Source organism: Burkholderia sp. FW306-1C-G01B, assembly GCF_058781685.1.
On the sequence record NZ_JBYSWZ010000016.1, the window covers coordinates 166,429 to 185,004 of the forward strand.

15 protein-coding genes are annotated in these 18,576 nt (G+C 66.0%); 4 read left to right on the top strand and 11 right to left on the bottom strand.

The features are described from left to right. Positions 1 to 78: 78 nt before the first annotated feature. The 4 genes from dnaG to AC3WLY_RS28305 form a co-directional block, all read right to left on the bottom strand. Positions 79 to 1,950, bottom strand: coding sequence for a DNA primase (gene dnaG, locus AC3WLY_RS28290; RefSeq protein WP_175958677.1), 1,872 nt, complete (start codon positions 1,948 to 1,950; stop codon positions 79 to 81). A 70-nt stretch (positions 1,951 to 2,020) separates the two neighbouring features. Continuing rightward, a complete protein-coding gene (locus tag AC3WLY_RS28295; protein WP_006479409.1) occupies positions 2,021 to 2,467 on the bottom strand; it encodes a GatB/YqeY domain-containing protein in 447 nt (148 codons plus the stop codon). 192 nt (positions 2,468 to 2,659) lie between these two features. Next, positions 2,660 to 2,872, bottom strand: coding sequence for a 30S ribosomal protein S21 (gene rpsU, locus AC3WLY_RS28300; RefSeq protein ID WP_006479415.1), 213 nt, complete (start codon positions 2,870 to 2,872; stop codon positions 2,660 to 2,662). 106 nt (positions 2,873 to 2,978) lie between these two features. Continuing rightward, positions 2,979 to 4,199 (bottom strand): BaiN/RdsA family NAD(P)/FAD-dependent oxidoreductase, encoded by a 1,221-nt coding sequence (locus tag AC3WLY_RS28305; RefSeq protein WP_492308484.1) that lies wholly within the window; start codon positions 4,197 to 4,199, stop codon positions 2,979 to 2,981. Between the two features lie 130 nt (positions 4,200 to 4,329). Between AC3WLY_RS28305 and tsaD the strand changes: the two genes are divergently transcribed. Then, a complete protein-coding gene (tsaD, locus tag AC3WLY_RS28310; RefSeq protein ID WP_175958675.1) occupies positions 4,330 to 5,370 on the top strand; it encodes a tRNA (adenosine(37)-N6)-threonylcarbamoyltransferase complex transferase subunit TsaD in 1,041 nt (346 codons plus the stop codon). Between the two features lie 82 nt (positions 5,371 to 5,452). Here the strand turns inward: tsaD and folE2 are convergent, their stop codons facing one another. From folE2 to AC3WLY_RS28330, 4 genes are all read right to left on the bottom strand, one after another. Further along, positions 5,453 to 6,262 (bottom strand): GTP cyclohydrolase FolE2, encoded by an 810-nt coding sequence (gene folE2, locus AC3WLY_RS28315; protein WP_175958674.1) that lies wholly within the window; start codon positions 6,260 to 6,262, stop codon positions 5,453 to 5,455. Between the two features lie 154 nt (positions 6,263 to 6,416). Continuing rightward, positions 6,417 to 8,321, bottom strand: coding sequence for a 1-deoxy-D-xylulose-5-phosphate synthase (gene dxs / locus AC3WLY_RS28320; RefSeq protein ID WP_175958673.1), 1,905 nt, complete (start codon positions 8,319 to 8,321; stop codon positions 6,417 to 6,419). Positions 8,322 to 8,402: 81 nt separating this feature from the next. Further along, positions 8,403 to 9,287, bottom strand: coding sequence for a polyprenyl synthetase family protein (locus tag AC3WLY_RS28325; RefSeq protein ID WP_492308483.1), 885 nt, complete (start codon positions 9,285 to 9,287; stop codon positions 8,403 to 8,405). After that, positions 9,284 to 9,577 (bottom strand): exodeoxyribonuclease VII small subunit, encoded by a 294-nt coding sequence (locus tag AC3WLY_RS28330; protein ID WP_006479428.1) that lies wholly within the window; start codon positions 9,575 to 9,577, stop codon positions 9,284 to 9,286. Before AC3WLY_RS28330 ends, AC3WLY_RS28325 begins: the two co-directional genes overlap by 4 nt. Before the next feature lie 270 nt (positions 9,578 to 9,847). Between AC3WLY_RS28330 and AC3WLY_RS28335 the strand changes: the two genes are divergently transcribed. Both AC3WLY_RS28335 and AC3WLY_RS28340 read left to right on the top strand, forming a co-directional pair. Beyond that, on the top strand, positions 9,848 to 10,954 hold the full coding sequence (locus AC3WLY_RS28335) for an aromatic ring-hydroxylating oxygenase subunit alpha (RefSeq protein ID WP_072439419.1): 1,107 nt from the start codon (positions 9,848 to 9,850) through the stop codon (positions 10,952 to 10,954). Between the two features lie 117 nt (positions 10,955 to 11,071). Then, on the top strand, positions 11,072 to 11,941 hold the full coding sequence (locus AC3WLY_RS28340) for a sulfurtransferase (protein ID WP_204422552.1): 870 nt from the start codon (positions 11,072 to 11,074) through the stop codon (positions 11,939 to 11,941). Positions 11,942 to 11,999: 58 nt separating this feature from the next. Here the strand turns inward: AC3WLY_RS28340 and AC3WLY_RS28345 are convergent, their stop codons facing one another. From AC3WLY_RS28345 to polA, 3 genes are all read right to left on the bottom strand, one after another. Further along, a complete protein-coding gene (locus AC3WLY_RS28345; protein ID WP_425131895.1) occupies positions 12,000 to 12,875 on the bottom strand; it encodes a dienelactone hydrolase family protein in 876 nt (291 codons plus the stop codon). Between the two features lie 421 nt (positions 12,876 to 13,296). Beyond that, entirely contained in the window at positions 13,297 to 14,631 is a 1,335-nt protein-coding gene (locus AC3WLY_RS28350) for an NAD(P)/FAD-dependent oxidoreductase (protein WP_111019845.1), read from the bottom strand. Between the two features lie 278 nt (positions 14,632 to 14,909). Then, the gene (gene polA, locus AC3WLY_RS28355; protein WP_492308482.1) at positions 14,910 to 17,663 is read right to left on the bottom strand and encodes a DNA polymerase I; all 2,754 of its coding nucleotides are present in this window, start codon (positions 17,661 to 17,663) and stop codon (positions 14,910 to 14,912) included. A gap of 1 nt (position 17,664) precedes the next feature. Between polA and AC3WLY_RS28360 the strand changes: the two genes are divergently transcribed. Continuing rightward, a complete protein-coding gene (locus tag AC3WLY_RS28360; RefSeq protein WP_175958667.1) occupies positions 17,665 to 18,423 on the top strand; it encodes an LOG family protein in 759 nt (252 codons plus the stop codon). The last annotated feature ends 153 nt before the right edge of the window (positions 18,424 to 18,576 follow it).

Sequence of the window (18,576 nt, forward strand, 5' to 3'; positions counted from 1 at the left end):
GCCTCTGCTTGGAAAACAAACCGCTGGAAACCTTATATTATAGCACGCTGGGGAACCCTCTCTAAGCGCCCCGGCCGCCTACAGCCCGAGCCGACGCTTCATGTCGGTTCGCTGCTGGTTCAATTCCGTCAATTCGGCCAATTCCCCGGGTGTGAAGGTGGATTGCCGCGCCAGCCGATCGAGCCGGTCGCAGCAGGCGTCATAGCGCATCTTGAGCACCGCCGCCTGCAGCTCCTCCCCCGCGATCCGTTCCTGTTCACGCTGCCGCTCGGGCACCGTCTCGTCTTCCGGATTCTGTAACAGCAAATCGCGGACGTTTTCATCATAGTCCAGAATTTCGCGGAAGATTTCCTCGTAAGTCGCCCCGTTCGAGGACGTCCTCAGGACATCCGACAGCAGCCGGAACTCCGCGCCGTCGCCCAGCGCACGCGCATGGTCGACGACTTCGGCGAACAGCTCGCCGATGCGCGGCAACGCGCGCAGGGTCGCAATCTGTTCGTCGTCGAGCTGCGACGCGATACGCGGATGCATCACCAGCGTGCGCAACGCACGCTTTTCGCTGTCCGTCACGCGGCGCCGCTCGCTGCGCGCGGGCGCCTGGCGCGGCGGCGCCGCGATCCGCGCGTCGACGTCGGACAACCCCGCGACCTCTTCGAACGGAATATCGAGGCGGTCCGCGAACATGTGCATGATCTGCGCGCGCAACGCGTTCGCAGGCAGCGCCTGCAGCAGCGGCTTCGCATCGAACAGCGCCTTCGCGCGGCCTTCCGGCTGATCGAGCGCCTTGCCGGCAATTGCTTCGTTGAGCAGAAATTGCGACAGCGGCATCGCGCGCTCGACCTGCTCGGAAAACGCATCCGCGCCGAACTCGCGCACATAGCTGTCCGGATCATGCTCGGCCGGCAGAAAAAGGAACCGGATCGTGCGGTTGTCCGCCGCATGCGGCAGGCACGCCTCGAGCGCGCGCCGGGCCGCTCGGCGCCCGGCCGAGTCGCCGTCGAAACTGAAAATGACCGTGTCGGTCTGGCGCAGCAGCTTCTGCACGTGAATCGGCGTGCACGCGGTGCCGAGCGTCGCGACCGCGTTCGGGAAACCGAGCTGCGCGAGCGCGACGACGTCCATGTAGCCTTCGACGACCAGCACGTACTTGCGCTCGCGAATCGCGAGCCGCGCCTCGAACAGCCCATACAGCTCGCTGCCCTTGTTGAACAGCGGCGTTTCGGGCGAGTTCAGGTATTTCGGCTCGCCGCTGCCGAGCACGCGACCGCCGAAGCCGATCACCTGCCCCTTCACGTTGCGGATCGGGAACATGATCCGCTCGCGGAACCGGTCGTAGCGGCGCGCGACGCCCTGCGCATCGGTTTTCTCGCTGACGATCACGAGCCCCGACTCGACGAGCGACTCGTCGCGATAGTCGGGGAACGCGGTTTCGAGGTTCTGCCAGCCGTCCGGCGCATAACCGAGACCGAAGCGCGCGGCGATCTCGCCGGTCAGGCCCCGGTTCTTCAGGTACTGGATCGCGACGGTCGCGCCGCGCAACTGCTTGCGGTAGTAATCGCACGCGGCAGTCATCGCATCGGACAGCGCGGTCGCGACGGATTTCGACACCGGCGCCGGATAATCGCCGCCCCCGCCTCCACCGCCGCCGCGCATCGACGGCTCGTGCGGCACGGTCAGCCCGACGGACTGCGCGAGCTCCTGCACGGCTTCCGGGAACGTGAGCCCCGCATGCTCCATCAGGAAGCCGATCGCCGTACCGTGCGCGCCGCAGCCGAAGCAGTGATAGAACTGCTTGGTCGGGCTGACGGTAAACGACGGGCTCTTCTCGTTATGGAACGGGCACAGCCCCATGAAGTTGGCGCCGCCCTTCTTGAGCTGCACGTACCGACCCACCACGTCGACGATATCGACGCGGTTCAGCAAGTCCTGCAGGAACGAATGCGGAATCACCGTGGGATCGAGCGAAAAAAGACCATACGACGCCCGGCGCACGCAACGCCGCGCGCGCCGGGAACGGGTTTTACTTCGTGAGCGCGGCCTTGACCTGCGCGGAAACGGCTGTCATGTCGGCACGGCCGGCGAGCTTGCCCTTCAGCACACCCATTACCTTGCCCATGTCCTGCGGGCCGGCTGCGCCGGTTTGCGCGACCGCCGCCTGGACTTCGGCCGCCACTTCGGCATCCGACAGTTGTGCAGGCATGTAGCCGCCCAGCACGGTCAACTCGGCCTGCTCCTTCGCGACGAGGTCGTCGCGGCCGGCGGCCTGGAACTGGCTGATCGAATCCTTGCGCTGCTTGATCATCTTGTCGATCACGGCCGTGATGCCCGCGTCGTCGAGCGTGACCCGATCATCGACCTCGCGCTGCTTGATCGCGGCCATCAGCAGGCGAATCGTCGCCAGGCGCTCGCTTTCCTTCGCGCGCATCGCGGCCTTCATGTCTTCGCTGATCTGCTCTTTCAAACTCATCTTTCACCCGGGATGGAAACGTGAATCCGACGCCCGCGAACGGGCGTCAACACAAAAACCCGCTTGGGACAGTGTCTCAAGCGGGTTGCTCGAATCCGGCATCGGCGACTCGCCGCCTGATCGGCTGCGCGATCACCCGATCGCACGGAGTCGCCGGTGCGCCGCTCAGCGAACCGCGCGGCGCCCAATCGTTCAGTACAGCTTCTTCGGCAGCGTCTGGCTGCGGATACGCTTGTAATGACGCTTCACCGCAGCAGCCTTCTTGCGCTTGCGCTCCGCGGTCGGCTTCTCGTAAAACTCGCGCGCACGAAGTTCGGTCAACAGACCATTCTTCTCGATCGTGCGCTTGAAGCGACGCATTGCAACTTCGAACGGCTCGTTCTCTTTAACGCGAATGATCGTCATGATCCGACACGAATAAAGGTTTGCAGGGAAAGACTACCGAGTATAGCAGAGCGATTGTTCAAAGGCACGGGGCCTGGTCCCGCTAAAACGGGGCTTGCCCGGCCCGTCAGGCGCCGCGCGCATACTCCGCCGCGGCCTGCCCGGCCGCCGTGCCGGACGCCCACGCCCACTGGAAGTTGTAGCCGCCGAGCCAGCCCGTCACGTCCACCGCCTCGCCGACGAAGAACAGCCCCGGCACGCGCGCGCTCATCATCGTCGCCGACGACAGCTCCCGCGTATCGATCCCGCCCTTCGTCACCTCGGCCTTCTTGTAGCCTTCGGTACCGTTCGGCGTCAGCGTCCAGCCGGCGAGCGCGTCGCCGATCTGGCGCAGCGTCTTGTCGGGCAGGTCCGCAAGCCGTGCGTCGGCCGCGACACTGTGTGTGTCGAGCCATGCGTGCGCGAGGCGCGACGGCACCCAGTCCGCGAGCAGCGAACCGATCTGGCGCTTCGACGTGCGCTTCGCGTCGAGCAGGTCGGCCACCGTGTCGCGCTGCGGCAGCAGGTCGACGCGGATCGGGTCGCCGGGCTGCCAGTAGCTCGAGATCTGCAGGATGCCGGGCCCCGACAGGCCGCGATGGGTCAGCAGCAGGTCCTCGACGAATTCGCCACCGCGCTTCTTGTCGCCGGTCGATACGCGCACTTCGAGCGACACGCCGGAGAGCGCCGCGAACGGCTCCCAGTCGTGCTGCGCGAACGTGAGCGGCACGAGCGCGGGCCGCGTATCGATGAGCTTGTGGCCGAACTGCTTCGCGAGCCGGTAGCCGAAATCGGTCGCGCCGATCTTCGGGATCGACAGGCCGCCCGTCGCGACAATCAGTGCGCGCGCACCGATCGATCCGGCCTGCTGCGTGTCGAGCGTGAAGCCGTCGGCCGGTGCGTGGCGCACCGCGTCGACGACGACGGGCCGGCGCCACGCGATGCCGCCCGCGTCGCATTCGTGCTTCAGCACGTCGATGATCGTGTCGCTGCCGTGGTCGCAAAAGAGCTGGCCCTTGTGCTTTTCGTGCCAGGTCACATGATGGCGCCTGAGCAGCCCGAGGAAGTCGCGCGGCGTATAGCGCGCCAGCGCCGAACGCGCGAAATGCGGATTCGCCGACAGGTAGTTGTCGGGGCCTGCGTACAGGTTCGTGAAGTTGCAGCGGCCGCCGCCCGAGATGCGGATTTTCTCGGCGAGCCGCGGTGCGTGATCGATCAGCACGACGCGGCGGCCAAGCTGCCCGGCGACCGCGGCGCTCATCATCCCGGCGGCGCCCGCGCCGATCACGGCGATGTCAAAAGTTTCCATGGCGCGGATTGTACCTGCCCGGCATCGGGCCCGGGCCGCCGCCAGCGGCGTCCGGCCCTCGCCTGCTATACTTTCGGGTTACGTTTACCTTCCTTCGGCGCGCCCAACACGGCGCGCCCCGCCCGCACCCATGCTCGTTCTCGGCATCGAAAGCTCCTGTGACGAAACCGGCCTCGCGCTCTACGACACGCAGCGCGGTCTGCTCGCGCACGCGCTCCATTCGCAGATCGCGATGCACCGCGAATACGGCGGCGTCGTGCCCGAGCTCGCGTCGCGCGACCACATCCGCCGCGCGCTGCCGCTGCTCGAGGAAGTGATGGCGCAAAGCGGCACGCGCCGCGACGACATCGACGCGATCGCGTTCACGCAAGGCCCCGGCCTCGCCGGCGCGCTGCTGGTCGGCGCGAGCATCGCGAATGCGCTCGCACTCGCATGGAACAAGCCGACCGTCGGCATCCATCACCTCGAAGGCCACCTGCTGTCGCCGCTGCTCGTCGCCGAGCCGCCGCCGTTCCCGTTCGTCGCGCTGCTGGTTTCCGGCGGCCACACGCAACTGATGCGCGTGACCGACGTCGGCGTGTACGAGACGCTCGGCGAAACGCTCGACGACGCGGCCGGCGAAGCGTTCGACAAGACCGCGAAGCTGATCGGCCTCGGCTACCCGGGCGGCCCGGAAGTGTCGAAGCTCGCCGAAACGGGCACGCCGGGCGCAGTCGTGCTGCCGCGTCCGATGCTGCATTCGGGCGACCTCGACTTCAGCTTCAGCGGCCTGAAGACGGCTGTGCTCACACAGATGAAGAAGTTCGAGGCGGCGAACCTGACGGGCGACGCGCTCGAACGCGCGAAAGCCGACCTCGCGCGCGGTTTCGTCGACGCGGCCGTCGACGTGCTCGTCGCGAAGTCGCTCGCCGCGCTGAAGAAGACGAAGCTCAAGCGCCTGGTGGTCGCGGGCGGCGTCGGCGCGAACCGCCAGTTGCGCGAGGCGCTGTCGGCCGCCGCGGCCAAGCGCGGCTTCGACGTGCACTACCCCGATCTCGCGCTCTGCACCGATAACGGCGCGATGATCGCACTCGCGGGCGCGCTGCGGCTCGGCCGCTGGCCCGAGCAGGCGAACGCCGACTATGCATTCACGGTGAAGCCGCGCTGGGATCTCGCGTCGCTCGCACGCTGAACCGCGACGTCCCAGACAAGAAAACCAAAAGGCCGCTCAAAACGAGCGGCCTTTTTCATCGGCGCGGCAAAACGACGCAGCGTTATGCCGCTTGCCGCTTGTCGCGCTCGATCAGCGCATACGCGCTGTGATTGTGGATCGACTCGAAGTTCTCGGCTTCGAGCACATACGCGACCACGCGCTCGTCCGCATCGAGACGCTGCGCGACGTCGCGCACAAGATCCTCGACGAACTTCGGGTTCTCGTACGCACGCTCGGTGACGAACTTCTCGTCCGGGCGCTTCAGCAGGCCCCACAGTTCGCACGACGCCTCTTCCTCCGCGATGCGGATCAACGCCTCGACCGGCAGGTCGGCCGCGAGCTCCGCATCGATCGTCACGTGCGAGCGCTGGTTGTGCGCGCCGTACTGCGAGATCTTCTTCGAGCACGGGCACAGGCTCGTCACGGGCACGAGCACTTTCAGGAACAGGCGCGTGTCGCCGTTGCGGCTTTCGCCTGCAAGCGTCACTTCGTAGTCGAGCAGGCTCTGCACGCCGGACACCGGCGCCGTCTTGTTCACGAAGTACGGGAACGTGACCTCGATGCGGCCGGCCTCGGCTTCGAGCTTCTCGAGCATCGACGCGAGCATCGCGCGGAAACGCTCGACCGTCAGCGGCGCGCGGTTCTCTTCGAGCAGCGCGACGAAGCGCGACATATGCGTGCCCTTCTGGTCGGCCGGCAGGTGCACGTCGAGATTCCAGACACCGACGCTCGGCTGCACGTCGCCGCTTTCGGTACGCACCGTCAACGGATGCCGGACCGCCTTCACGCCCACGCGCTGAATCGGGATCTGACGGGTATCCACCGTGCTCTGCACGTCGGGCATCACGAAGGCGGGATTCATCTGGTTCATCTTGTTCAATCCTTGTAAGCCGCGCGTTCGACGACGCGCACGCCGCGTCATGCGGCAGCCGGAAAAGCAACATGGGCCCGCAGGCCCATGTTTTCCGCATCAATGAAGACCGGTTGCGCCAGTCGCACCAGCGCCGCCCGCGGGCGGCGCCAGCTTATGCGACGCGCTTCGCCTGACCGGCGACATCGGCCGCCGGGTTCAGGAAGCGTTCGCGAATCGATTTCGCGATGCCCGCGCCGTCGAGGCCGCATTGCGACAGCAGCTTTGCGTGGTCGCCGTGATCGACGAACTGGTCAGGGAGGCCCAATTGTAGTACGGGTCGGATAACCCCACTCTCCATCAGGGCTTCCACGCAGGCCGAGCCCGCGCCGCCCATCACGCAGCCTTCCTCGATCGTGACGAGGTAGTCGTGCGTCTCGGCGAGTTCGCGCACGAGCGCGGCGTCGACCGGCTTCACGAAGCGCATGTTCGCGACGGTTGCGTCGAGCTCCTCGGCCGCGGCGAGCGACGGTGCGACCATCGTGCCGAATGCGAGGATCGCGACACGCTTGCCTTCCGGCTGCGCCGTGTGGCGACGCACTTCACCCTTGCCGAGCGGGATCTCGGTGAATTCCTTCACCGTCGGCACGCCCGTGCCCGCGCCGCGCGGATAGCGCACTGCGGTCGGGTTCGGCTGCTGCAGCGCGGTGTGCAGCATCTGGCGGCATTCGTTCTCGTCGGATGCGGCCATGATCGTCATGTTCGGGATGCAGCGCATGAACGCGAGATCGTATGCACCCGCGTGCGTCGCGCCGTCCGCGCCGACGAGGCCCGCGCGGTCGATCGCGAACACGACCGGCAGGTTCTGCAGCGCGACGTCGTGGATCAGCTGATCGTAAGCACGCTGCAGGAACGTCGAGTAGATCGCGACGACCGGCTTGAGCCCTTCGGTCGCGAGACCGCCCGCGAACGTCACCGCGTGCTGCTCGGCGATGCCGACGTCGTAGTAGCGATCCTTGAAGCGCTTCTCGAACTCGACCATGCCCGAGCCTTCGCGCATCGCGGGCGTGATGCCGACGACGCGCGTATCGCGCTCGGCTTCATCGCACAGCCACTCGCCGAACACCTGCGTGTACGTCTTCTTCGCGGGCGTGGTCGACGGCTTGATGCCTTCGGCCGGATTGAACTTGCCGGGGCCGTGATAGAGCACGGGATCGGCTTCGGCGAGCTTGTAGCCCTGGCCTTTCTTCGTTACCACGTGCAGGAACTGCGGGCCGCGCAGTTCGCGGATGTTCTGCAGCGTCGGGATCAGCGAGTCGAGATCGTGACCGTCGATCGGGCCGATGTAGTTGAAGCCGAACTCCTCGAACAGCGTGGCCGGCACGACCATGCCCTTCGCGTGCTCCTCGAGCTTGCGTGCGAGTTCGAGCACCGGCGGCGCAACGCTCAGCACGCGCTCGACGCCCGCGCGCGCAGCCGCGTAGAAGCGGCCCGACATCAGGCGGGCGAGATGGCGATTCAGCGCGCCGACCGGCGGCGAGATCGACATGTCGTTGTCGTTCAGGATCACGAGCAGCTTCGCATCTTCCGACACGCCCGCGTTGTTCATCGCCTCGAACGCCATGCCGGCCGTCATCGCGCCGTCGCCGATCACGGCGATCGAGAAGCGGTCGTCGCCGTTCAGCTGGCTGCCGATCGCCATGCCGAGCGCGGCCGAGATCGACGTGCTCGAGTGCGCGGTGCCGAACGTGTCGTATTCGGATTCGCTGCGGCGCGGGAAGCCCGAGATGCCGTCGTACTGGCGCAGCGAATGCATCTGGTCGCGGCGGCCCGTGAGGATCTTGTGCGGGTAGGTCTGGTGGCCCACGTCCCAGACGATGCGATCGTTCGGCGTGTTGAACACGTAGTGCAACGCGATCGTCAGCTCCACCGTCCCGAGGTTGGACGACAAATGGCCGCCCGTCTTCGACACGCTGTCGAGCACGAACGCGCGCAGTTCATCCGCGAGCGGTTGCAGTTGGCGACGATCGAGGCGGCGCAGATCCGCCGGGTCGTCGATGGTTTTCAGCAAGTCGTACATCGTCGTTCCATTGTAGGAAATCAAACGCGCCCGCATTCTATTGCACGCATCGTAGCGTGTGCGCGGCGGCGGGCTTTCGCGTCAGCTGACCCGGTTCACTACCAGGTCGGCAAGTTCGGCGAGACGCTGTGCGCGCGCGCCGAACGGTTTCAGCGCGTCGTGCGCTTCGGCGCGCAGTTGCGCTGCGAGCTCGCGCGACGCCTCGATGCCGAGGATCGAAACGTAGGTCGGCTTGTCGTTCGCCGCGTCCTTGCCGGCCGTCTTGCCGAGCGTCGCCGAATCGGTCGTGACGTCGAGAATATCGTCGACGACCTGGAAGGCCAGGCCCACGGCCGCCGCGTAGACATCGAGCGCGGCCATCGTTTCCGCAGACGGCGTCTCGCCGGCCAGCGCGCCCATCCGCACTGCCGCGCGCAACAGCGCGCCCGTCTTCATCCGGTGCATCGTCTCGAGCTGCTCGCGCGTCAGCTTGAGGCCGACGCTCGCCAGGTCGATCGCCTGCCCGCCGGCCATGCCGAGCGAGCCGCTCGCAAGCGCAAGCTCGCGCACGAGCGCGGCCTGCTGCACCGGCGACAGCGCAGCGGCGTCGGTCAGTGCGACGAACGCCTGCGACTGCAGCGCATCGCCGACGAGCAGTGCCGTCGGCTCGTCGTACTGCACGTGCACGGTCGGCTTGCCGCGTCGCAGCGCGTCGTCGTCCATGCACGGCATGTCGTCGTGCACGAGCGAGTAGACGTGGATCATCTCCAGCGCCGCCGCCGCCGCATTGCGCGCCGCTTCCGTCGCGCCGGTCAGCTCGCCTGCTGCATGGCACAGCAGCGGGCGAACGCGCTTGCCGCCGCCGAGGACCGCATAGCGCATCGCCTCGTGGAGTTGCGCGGGCATCGCGGTTTCAGCGGGCAGATAGTGACCGAGTGCGTCCTCGACACGGTCAAGCACGGACCGCATCCATTGTTCGAATGTCATAGATCGTCGTCTTCGCCGTCCGTGGCGGCCGTTCCGGACGAAAGCGGCTTCAGCGTCGCGCCGTCGAGCACGCGAACCTGCTGCTCCACTTTCTCGAGCTGCTGTTGGCAAAATGCAACGAGGGTCGCACCGCGGCGGTACGCCGCCAGTGAATCCTCGAGGCTCAACGCGCCGCCTTCCATCCGGGCAACCAGCGTCTCGAGTTCCGCGAGCGCCATCTCATAATTGTCCGGCAACGGTTCGGTGCCATTGCCGGGCGGCGTGGCGCCTGGGGATGCGGTTTTCGCCATGGACGAGGGTGTCAAATTTCAAAACAAGTCGGACATTCTACGGCAAAAGAGAATTCTCCGATCTGCCGACTTGGGCACCTGGCACATATTCCGGCCCCATCTCCGGCACACAGTGTGCGCCTGGCGATTGTCTCCCGACAAAAAATTGACACAAATCAGGCACTTAATCCTGGCCTTGCGAGGCGAACCGGGTATAATTCCCCGTTTCCCTAAATCGATTTTTCGATGGTTGGGTTGTTCACTGCTTTCACGCTAACACCGGGAGTGGGAATGTCCAATCTGAGCGATGCGCTTCAGTTGAAGTCGGCTCACAGCCAGCTTCCAGTCACTGCATATTTCGATGAGGCGCTACTCGAGCGCGAGATCGAAACCCTCTTCAAGAAAGGACCTCGTTACGTCGGGCACGAGTTGATGGTGCCCGAGGCGGGGGATTATTTTGCGCTGCCGTCCGAGAAGGAAGGCCGCGTGCTGGTCCGCAACCAGACGAACCGGATCGAACTGCTGTCGAACGTCTGCCGCCACCGGCAGGCGATCATGCTCAACGGGCGCGGCCACGCGCAGAACATCGTGTGCCCGCTGCACCGCTGGACGTACGACCTGGAAGGCGAGCTGCTCGGCGCGCCGCACTTCCCCGACAAGCCGTGCCTGAACCTCGGCAAGAGCCCGCTGCAGAACTGGCAGGGGCTGCTGTTCGAGGCCGAAGGCCGGAATGTCGCGCGCGATCTCGCCAACCTCGGCACGAAACATCACTTCGACTTCTCCGAGTACCACTTCGATCATGTCGAAGTGCACGAGTGCGATTACAACTGGAAGACCTTCATCGAGGTCTACCTCGAGGATTACCACGTCGTCCCGTTCCACCCGGGCCTCGGCAGCTTCGTGTCGTGCGACGACCTCAAGTGGGAATTCGGCGACTGGTACAGCGTGCAGACGGTCGGCGTGCACAACGCACTCGCGAAACCGGGCAGCGCGACTTACCAGAAATGGCACGAGCAGGTGCTGAAGTTCCGCAACGGCGTGCCGCCGGAGTTCGGCGCGATCTGGATGGTCTACTACCCGGGCCTGATGATCGAGTGGTATCCGCACGTGCTCGTCGTGTCGTGGCTGATCCCGCGCGGCCCGCAGAAGACGACCAACATCGTCGAGTTCTATTACCCCGAGGAAATCGCGCTGTTCGAACGCGAATTCGTCGAGGCCGAGCGCGCCGCCTATATGGAAACGGCCGTCGAGGACGACGAAATCGCGATGCGGATGGACGCAGGCCGCCATGCGCTGATGGCACGCGGCGAGTCGCAGGTCGGCCCGTACCAGAGCCCGATGGAAGACGGCATGCAGCACTTCCACGAGTTCCTGCGCCGCCACCTCGGCGACATCTGATGGCCGGTGCGGCGCTTTGACGCCGCACCGCATCCGGCAGACGAAAAGACGAGCTTCGGCCCGTCTTTTTTTGTTTAGACTTGGAATATCAGGCCATTCGCACTCCAGGGAGCCGTCATGCCGCACACTCATTACACCACGCTCATCTCCGCCGCCAATCTCGCCGAGCGCCTGGCCGCGGCGCCCGGCAGCGTCGCGCTGTTCGACTGCCGCTTCGACCTCGCCGATCCGGGCGCGGGCGAAGCCGCGTATGCAGCCGGCCACATCCCCGGCGCGCAGTATCTTCATCTCGACCGCGACCTGTCGGGCCGCAAGACGGGCACCAACGGCCGCCATCCGCTGCCGACCCGCGATGCATTCGCCACGCTGCTCGCGAGCCGCGGTCTCAAGCAGGGCCAGCAGGTCGTCGCATACGACGCGCAAGGCGGCGCCTATGCGGCGCGCCTGTGGTGGCTGCTGCGCTGGCTCGGCCACGATTCGGTCGCCGTGCTCGACGGCGGCCTGCAGGCATGGGAAGCGGCAGGCCAGCCGCTGACGGCCGACGTGCCGCAACCGGCCGCCGGCGATTTCCGCGCGGGAGCGCCTCTTGAATCGACGGTCGACGCAGCAGCCGTGCTTGCGAACGTGACGTCGCACACGCGCGTCGTGATCGACGCACGCGCACCGGACCGCTATCGCGGCGAAAACGAAACGATCGATCGTGTGGGCGGCCACATCCCCGGCGCGCGCAACCGGTTCTTCAAGGACAACCTCAACGCCGACGGCCGCTTCAAGACTGGTCACGAACTGCGCGAGACGTTTTCCACGCTGCTGGCGGGCACCGAACCGAATCTCGCGATCCTGCAGTGCGGCTCCGGCGTCACCGCCTGCCACAACGCGCTTGCGCTGGAGATCGCGGGGCTGCACGGCGCATCGCTGTATCCGGGCTCGTGGAGCGAATGGAGCGCCGATCCGTCGCGGCCGATCGCGACCGGCCCGAACCCGTAATCCGGCGCGCGGCGCACCGGTGAAGCGAAGCGGCGGCCATTCGGCCGCCGCGTTCCGTTTACATCACGCCGTACTTGTGGAACCACGCGATCGCGCGCTTCCAGCCGTCCTCGGCATCACCCTTTACATAGCTCGGCCGGTAGTCAGCGAAGAACGCGTGGCCGGCATCCGGATACACGACGATCTCCGATTCGCGCGCGAGCTTCGAGTCGCTCGTCTGGATCGCCTTGCGCATGTCCGCGAGCGAGGCCTGCGTGATGTTCGCATCCTTCTCGCCATACAGCCCGAGCACGGGCACCTTCAGCGACGCCGCATGATCGACCGGATTGAACGGCGTCATCTCGTCGGTCTTGCCTTCGACGAACCCGTACCACGCAACGGCCGCACGCACGTGCGGATTATGTTCGGCATACAGCCACGCCTGGCGGCCGCCCCAGCAGAACCCCGTCACGCCGAGACGCGCCAGGTCGCCACCGTTCTTGCCGGCCCATGCGACCGTCGCATCGAGATCCTCGGTGACCTGCCGGTCCGGCACCTTGCTGACGATGTTGTCGACGAGCGCCTGGATCGTCGGATACTTCGCCGCGTTGCCCTGCCGCGCGAACAGGTCGGGCGCAATCGCGAGGTAGCCGAGCTTCGCGAAGCGGCGGCAGACGTCGGCGATATGCGCGTGCACACCGAAGATCTCGTGGATCACGATGATGACCGGCAGGTTCGTCTTGCCGGCCGGCTGCGCGCGATAGGCCGGCACGCTCGCGTCGCCGGAGCGGATCTCGACGGTGTCGACGTCCAGCCCGGCGCTGTCGGTCGTGACCGTCTGCGCCGAAACGGGCAGCACGGCCGCAGCGAAGGTGCCGCCCAGCGCGGCCTGCATGAACTTGCGGCGCGAGAACGGGACGTGGGGGACCAGGCTGTCTACTTCGGGTTTCAACATGAATGCACTCCTCGATAGAGCGCCGCCGTCACGATCGTGGATACGGCATGACGGGGCATCGCGCCGGCGCACGGCGCGGATGTCGCGGCGGTTGGCACCCCGCCGCAAACGGAAACCCGGACAAGATGCCCAATAATCCGTTGTTGCGTCAACTGTCAGATGTGTAAGACTCGATTACGACTCATCGATTCGAGCGCATCGGTCGTGGCGTCGAAGCCCGCTGACGCCCCCGCCGAATCGCGGCGCTGCTCGCATCTATCGATCGCCGTTGCACGACCGGATGCTTGCGGATTGAAAAAACGCGTGGACGACATCGCCCGGCCAGAACACGCGCAGCCGCCTCGCTGCCCGCAAACACAACGGGCGGAGAACACGTGCGACGCACGCACTCCCCGCCCGCTCCCCGCTCGAACGCGAGGTGTCAGTGCAGCTTGACGCGCGGCAACGTCGTGCGCCGCAGCCAGTGCGCGACGGTGTCGAGCATCATCCGCGGATAGCCGTGCAGCGCCGCGATGTGCAGCCGGTACAGCGACATGTACATGAAGCGCGCAAACAGCCCTTCGATCAGCATGTTGCCGCCGATCAGCCCGCCCATCAGGTTGCCGACCGCACTGAAATGGCCGAGCGACACGAGCGAACCGAAATCGCGATATGTGAACTCGGGCAGCGGACGCCCTTCGAGCCGGCAGCCGATCGCCTTCAGCAGGAAGCTCGCCTGCTGGTGCGCGGCCTGCGCGCGCGGCGGCACGTTGCGTTCGTTGCCGGGCCACGCGCATGCCGCACAATCGCCGAGTGCGAACACGTTGTCGTCGGTGAAGGTCTGCAGCGTGCGACGCACGTCGAGCTGGCCGAGCTTGTTGACCTGGAGGCCGTCGAGATGCGAGAGCACGGACGGCGCCTTGATGCCGGCCGCCCAGACCGTCAGGTCCGCGCGCACCGTCTTCCCGCTCGCGGTATGCACGAGCCCCGGCGCGACTTCGGTCACGCGCTCGCTGAGCATCAGCCGCACGCCGAGCTTTTCGAGCAGTTCGGCCGTCGCCGTCGACACGCGCTCCTGCAGCGCCGGCAGAATCCGCGGCCCCGATTCGATCAGCACGATGCCGACGTCGTGGCGCGGGTCGAGCTTGTGCAGCCCATACGCGGACAGCACCTGCGCCGTGTTGCGCAGCTCCGCGGACAACTCGACGCCCGTCGCGCCGCCGCCGACGATCACGACCTGGATACGCGGTTCGGCCGCATCGCCGGGCGCGGTCGGCGCCGGCGCCTGGTGCTCGGCACGCATGCACGCGGCGATCAGCCGCTTGCGGAAGCGCTCGGCCTCGCCAACCGTATCGAGCGCGATCGCGTTTTCCGGCGCGCCCTGCACGCCGAAGAAGTGGGTCGTGCTGCCGATCGCGATCACGAGCGTGTCGTATTCCAGCTCGCGCTCCGGCAGCAGTTCCGCGCCGTCGCTGTCGTTGATGGGTGACAGCGTAATGCGCTTCGCCGCGCGGTCGAGGCCGGTCAGTCCGCCCTGCTGGAACTCGAAGCCGTGCCAGCGCGCCTGCGCTGCATATTCGAGCTCCTGCGTGAACGGGTCCATGCTGCCGGCCGCGACCTCGTGCAGCAGCGGTTTCCAGATGTGCGTCGGATTGCGGTCGACGAGCGTGACGAGCGCTCGCGCGGGACGATTGCCGCGCGCGCCGTAACGGTCGCCGAGCCGCGTCGCCAGTTCCAGGCCGCCCGCGCCTCCGCCTACGATGATGATCCGATGCATCCGATTCCCCCTTTGCGATTCGAAACTGCTGCCGCCGGACGAAGCGAACGCGATGCATTCGCGCCGCCGGTGGATTAACCGGTTCGGACATCATCGATGTGCAGTTCGAAGCACTTCGATGCGCCCGGTTCCGGAACGCGGGGCGCGCCGCCCCGGGTCAATGACATGACTGCCATGCATTGTCCGGGAGCTTGCGCGTTGACCACAAGCAAACCATCTCGATATTCGGCATCCCTGCAACAATATGCCGCAGGAATCGGGAACCGCGCAGCGGTGCGTCAGTGTGCCTCTTCCCAGTTCGCGCCGGCGCCTACTTCGGCGACGAGCGGCACCTTCAGCTTCGCGACGCCGCACATCATTTCCGGCAGTTTCTCGCGCACGAGCGACAATTCGCCGTCGGGCACCTCGAGCACCAGTTCATCGTGCACCTGCATGATCATCCGCGATGCAAGCCTGTCGCGCGTGAGCCAATCGTCCACCGCGATCATCGACAGCTTGATCAGGTCGGCCGCGGTGCCCTGCATCGGCGCATTGATGGCCGCGCGCTCGGCCGCCTGTCGGCGCGGGCCGTTGCCGCCGTTGATCTCCGGCAGCCACAGGCGGCGGCCGAAAACGGTTTCGACGTAGCCCTTCTCCTTCGCGGTCGCGCGCGTGTCTTCCATGTACTGCGCGACGCCCGGATAGCGGGCGAAATAGCGGTCGATATAGAGCTTCGCCGCATCGCGCGTGATACCGAGGTTCGACGCGAGCCCGAACGCGCTCATCCCGTAGATCAGCCCGAAGTTGATCACCTTCGCGATCCGGCGCTGGTCGGAATTGACCTCCAGCGGCGTCACGCCGAACACCTCGGCGGCCGTCGCGCGGTGGATGTCCTCGCCCTGCGAGAACGCACGCAGCAGCGACGCGTCGCCCGAGATGTGCGCCATGATCCGCAGTTCGATCTGCGAATAGTCGGCCGACACGATCCGGTGGCCCGGCGACGCGATGAACGCCTCGCGGATCCGCCGGCCTTCGGCCGTGCGCACCGGAATGTTCTGAAGATTCGGGTCGTTCGACGCGAGGCGGCCCGTTACCGCGACGGCCTGCGCATAGTTCGTGTGCACGCGGCCCGTTGCGGGGTTCACCATGCGCGGCAGCTTGTCGGTATAGGTCGACTTCAGCTTCGACAGCCCGCGATGCTCGAGCAGCAGCTTCGGCAGCGGGTAATCCTCGGCCAGCTTCTGCAGCACCTCTTCGTCGGTCGACGGCGCACCGCTCGGCGTCTTCTTCACGACCGGCAACTGCAGCTTCTCGAAGAAGATCTGCCCGATCTGCTTAGGTGAGCCAAGATTGAATTCGCCGCCCGCCAGTTCATACGCCTGCGCTTCGAGCTCGATCAGACGCGTTGCGATTTCGGTGCTCTGCGCGTGCAGGAGCGCGTCGTCGATCAGCACGCCCGTGCGTTCCATCTTGCGCAGCACGAGCGACACGGGCATCTCGATCTCGCGGTACACGCGCTCGAGGCCCGGTTCGCGCGCGACCTGCGGATACAGCGCGTGATGAAGCTGCAGCGTGATGTCGGCATCCTCGGCCGCGTATTCGGCGGCCTGCGCGAGCGCCACTTCGTCGAAGCCGATCTGCTTCGCCCCCTTGCCGGCCACGTCTTCGTACTTGATCGTCTTGACGCCCAGATGACGCAGCGCGAGGCTGTCCATGTCGTGCGTGCGGTGCGATTCGACCACGTACGATTCGAGCAGCGTGTCGTGCTCGATGCCGTTCAGCGCGATGTCGTAGTTCGCGAGCACCTGCGCGTCGTACTTCAGGTGCTGGCCGACCTTCTTGCGATCGGCCGATTCGAGCCACGGCTTCAGGCGTGCGAGCACTTCGTCGAGCGGAAGCTGCTCGGGCATGTCGGGGCCGCGGTGCGCGACCGGCAGGTACGCGGCCTTGCCGGGCTCGACCGAGAACGACAGGCCGACGAGCCGCGCGAGCATCGGGTCGAGTGCGGTCGTCTCGGTGTCGAACGCGGTCAGCGCGGCCGCGTCGATCTTCGCGAACCACGCGTCGAACTGCTCCCAGGTCTGGATCGTGTCGTATTCGCGAACGATGTCGGCCGCCACCACCGGCGCCGGGTCGCCGTCCGGCGCATCGGCGTCGCCGCCTTCCGCCGGTGCGCTGTCGACTTCGCGCAGCCACGTCTTGAAGCCGTAGCGCGCGAAGATGTCGCGCAGCAGATCGCGCGCCTCGCCGTCGGTCTTCAGCGACGCTTCGATCGATTCGAGATGCGGCGCGAGATCGCAGGCCGTGTCGACCGTCACGAGCGTGCGGCCGAGCGGCAGGAAGTCGAGCGCGCGGCGCAGGTTGTCGCCGACCACGCCCTTGATGTCGTCCGCATGCGCGATGACGCCGTCGAGGCTGTCGTATTGCGACAGCCATTTCACGGCCGTCTTCGGCCCGCACTTCTCGACGCCCGGCACGTTGTCGACGGTATCGCCGATCAGTGCCAGGTAGTCGATGATCCGCTCGGGCGGCACGCCGAACTTCGCGATCACGCCGTCGCGGTCGAGCGTCTCGTTGGTCATCGTGTTGACGAGCGTCACGTGGTCGGTCACGAGCTGCGCGAGATCCTTGTCGCCCGTCGACACGATCACGTTCATCCCGTGCCGTTCGGCTTCGCGAGCGAGCGTGCCGATCACGTCGTCGGCCTCGACGCCTTCGACCATCAGCAGCGGCCAGCCGAGCGCACGCACCGCGCCGTGGATCGGTTCGACCTGCAATGCGAGGTCGGGCGGCATCGACGGGCGGTTTGCCTTATAGTCGGCATAAAGGTCGTCGCGGAACGTCTTGCCCTTTGCATCGAACACGCAAGCGCTATACTCTGCACTGACTTCCTTGCGCATACGGCGCAGCATGTTGATGATTCCGTAGAGCGCTCCGGTCGGCTCCCCGCCAGGGCCACGCAAATCAGGCATCGCATGGTAAGCCCGATACAGATAGCTCGAACCGTCAACCAATAGCAGGGTCTTACCTTCCAGATTTCGTTCTTCAGGCATTATGAACAAGAGAAAAGTGATTCCGAGTCTGCGTTCGCTCGCAGATCAAGAACGCGCGACGGCCAAGAAGGCCCGCGCATCGTGGCAGATGTTCACGATTATGGCAGAGTTTATCGAGGCGACCGAGTACCTGTCGGAGATCCGCCCGGCTGTCAGCATCTACGGTTCTGCCCGCCTCAAACCCGACACGCCGCACTACAAGCTGGCCGCGCAGATCGCGCGCAAGCTGTCCGACGCCGGCTTCGCCGTGATCTCCGGCGGCGGCCCCGGCATCATGGAAGCCGCGAACAAGGGCGCGCACGCCGGCAAGGCGCCGTCGGTCGGCCTGAACATCGAGCTGCCGCACGAGCAGGCCGGCAACCACTACCAGGACATCTCGCTGCGCTTCCGCCACTTCTTCACGCGCAAGGTCACGTTCGTGAAGAATTCGGATGCGGTGATCGTGATGCCAGGCGGTTTCGGCACGCTCGACGAACTGTCCGAAGTGCTCACGCTGATCCAGACGAAGAAATCGCGCCTCGTGCCGATCATCCTCGTCGGCAGCACGTTCTGGCAGGGCTTACTGCAGTGGTTCCGCGACCAGCTGATTCCGATGGGCCTCATCAATCCGGAAGACATGGATCTGATGCAGGTGATCGACGATCCCGACCAGGTGCTCGACGCAGTGCTCGCGTTCTACGAGGACAGCGGCGAGGAAGAAGGCGAAGGTTCGGATGGGCAACCGCCGCGGCCCGAAGAAGACCGCATGTTCTATCTGTAACCCGTCCGTGACGACCGCCGGCCCGACGGCCGGCGTACCGTTTCCCGCGCGGCAGGCATGGCGATCAGGCCACCTGCCGCGCGCTACTTTGTAACGTGCCGTTAATCCCGCTTCACGGCCGCGCGCCGTCGAATGTCAAATTCGCGCGGTCGG

Coding starts and splice junctions, on each gene's coding strand:
- rpsU (WP_006479415.1), bottom strand. CDS start 2,872: ATGACGATCATTCGCGTTAAAGAGAACGAGCCGTTCGAAGTTGCAATG.
- AC3WLY_RS28330 (WP_006479428.1), bottom strand. CDS start 9,577: ATGGCGAAAACCGCATCCCCAGGCGCCACGCCGCCCGGCAATGGCACC.
- AC3WLY_RS28360 (WP_175958667.1), top strand. CDS start 17,665: ATGAACAAGAGAAAAGTGATTCCGAGTCTGCGTTCGCTCGCAGATCAA.
- tsaD (WP_175958675.1), top strand. CDS start 4,330: ATGCTCGTTCTCGGCATCGAAAGCTCCTGTGACGAAACCGGCCTCGCG.
- polA (WP_492308482.1), bottom strand. CDS start 17,663: ATGCCTGAAGAACGAAATCTGGAAGGTAAGACCCTGCTATTGGTTGAC.
- dxs (WP_175958673.1), bottom strand. CDS start 8,321: ATGTACGACTTGCTGAAAACCATCGACGACCCGGCGGATCTGCGCCGC.
- folE2 (WP_175958674.1), bottom strand. CDS start 6,262: ATGAACCAGATGAATCCCGCCTTCGTGATGCCCGACGTGCAGAGCACG.
- AC3WLY_RS28325 (WP_492308483.1), bottom strand. CDS start 9,287: ATGACATTCGAACAATGGATGCGGTCCGTGCTTGACCGTGTCGAGGAC.
- AC3WLY_RS28295 (WP_006479409.1), bottom strand. CDS start 2,467: ATGAGTTTGAAAGAGCAGATCAGCGAAGACATGAAGGCCGCGATGCGC.
- AC3WLY_RS28345 (WP_425131895.1), bottom strand. CDS start 12,875: ATGTTGAAACCCGAAGTAGACAGCCTGGTCCCCCACGTCCCGTTCTCG.
- AC3WLY_RS28335 (WP_072439419.1), top strand. CDS start 9,848: ATGTCCAATCTGAGCGATGCGCTTCAGTTGAAGTCGGCTCACAGCCAG.
- AC3WLY_RS28305 (WP_492308484.1), bottom strand. CDS start 4,199: ATGGAAACTTTTGACATCGCCGTGATCGGCGCGGGCGCCGCCGGGATG.
- AC3WLY_RS28340 (WP_204422552.1), top strand. CDS start 11,072: ATGCCGCACACTCATTACACCACGCTCATCTCCGCCGCCAATCTCGCC.
- AC3WLY_RS28350 (WP_111019845.1), bottom strand. CDS start 14,631: ATGCATCGGATCATCATCGTAGGCGGAGGCGCGGGCGGCCTGGAACTG.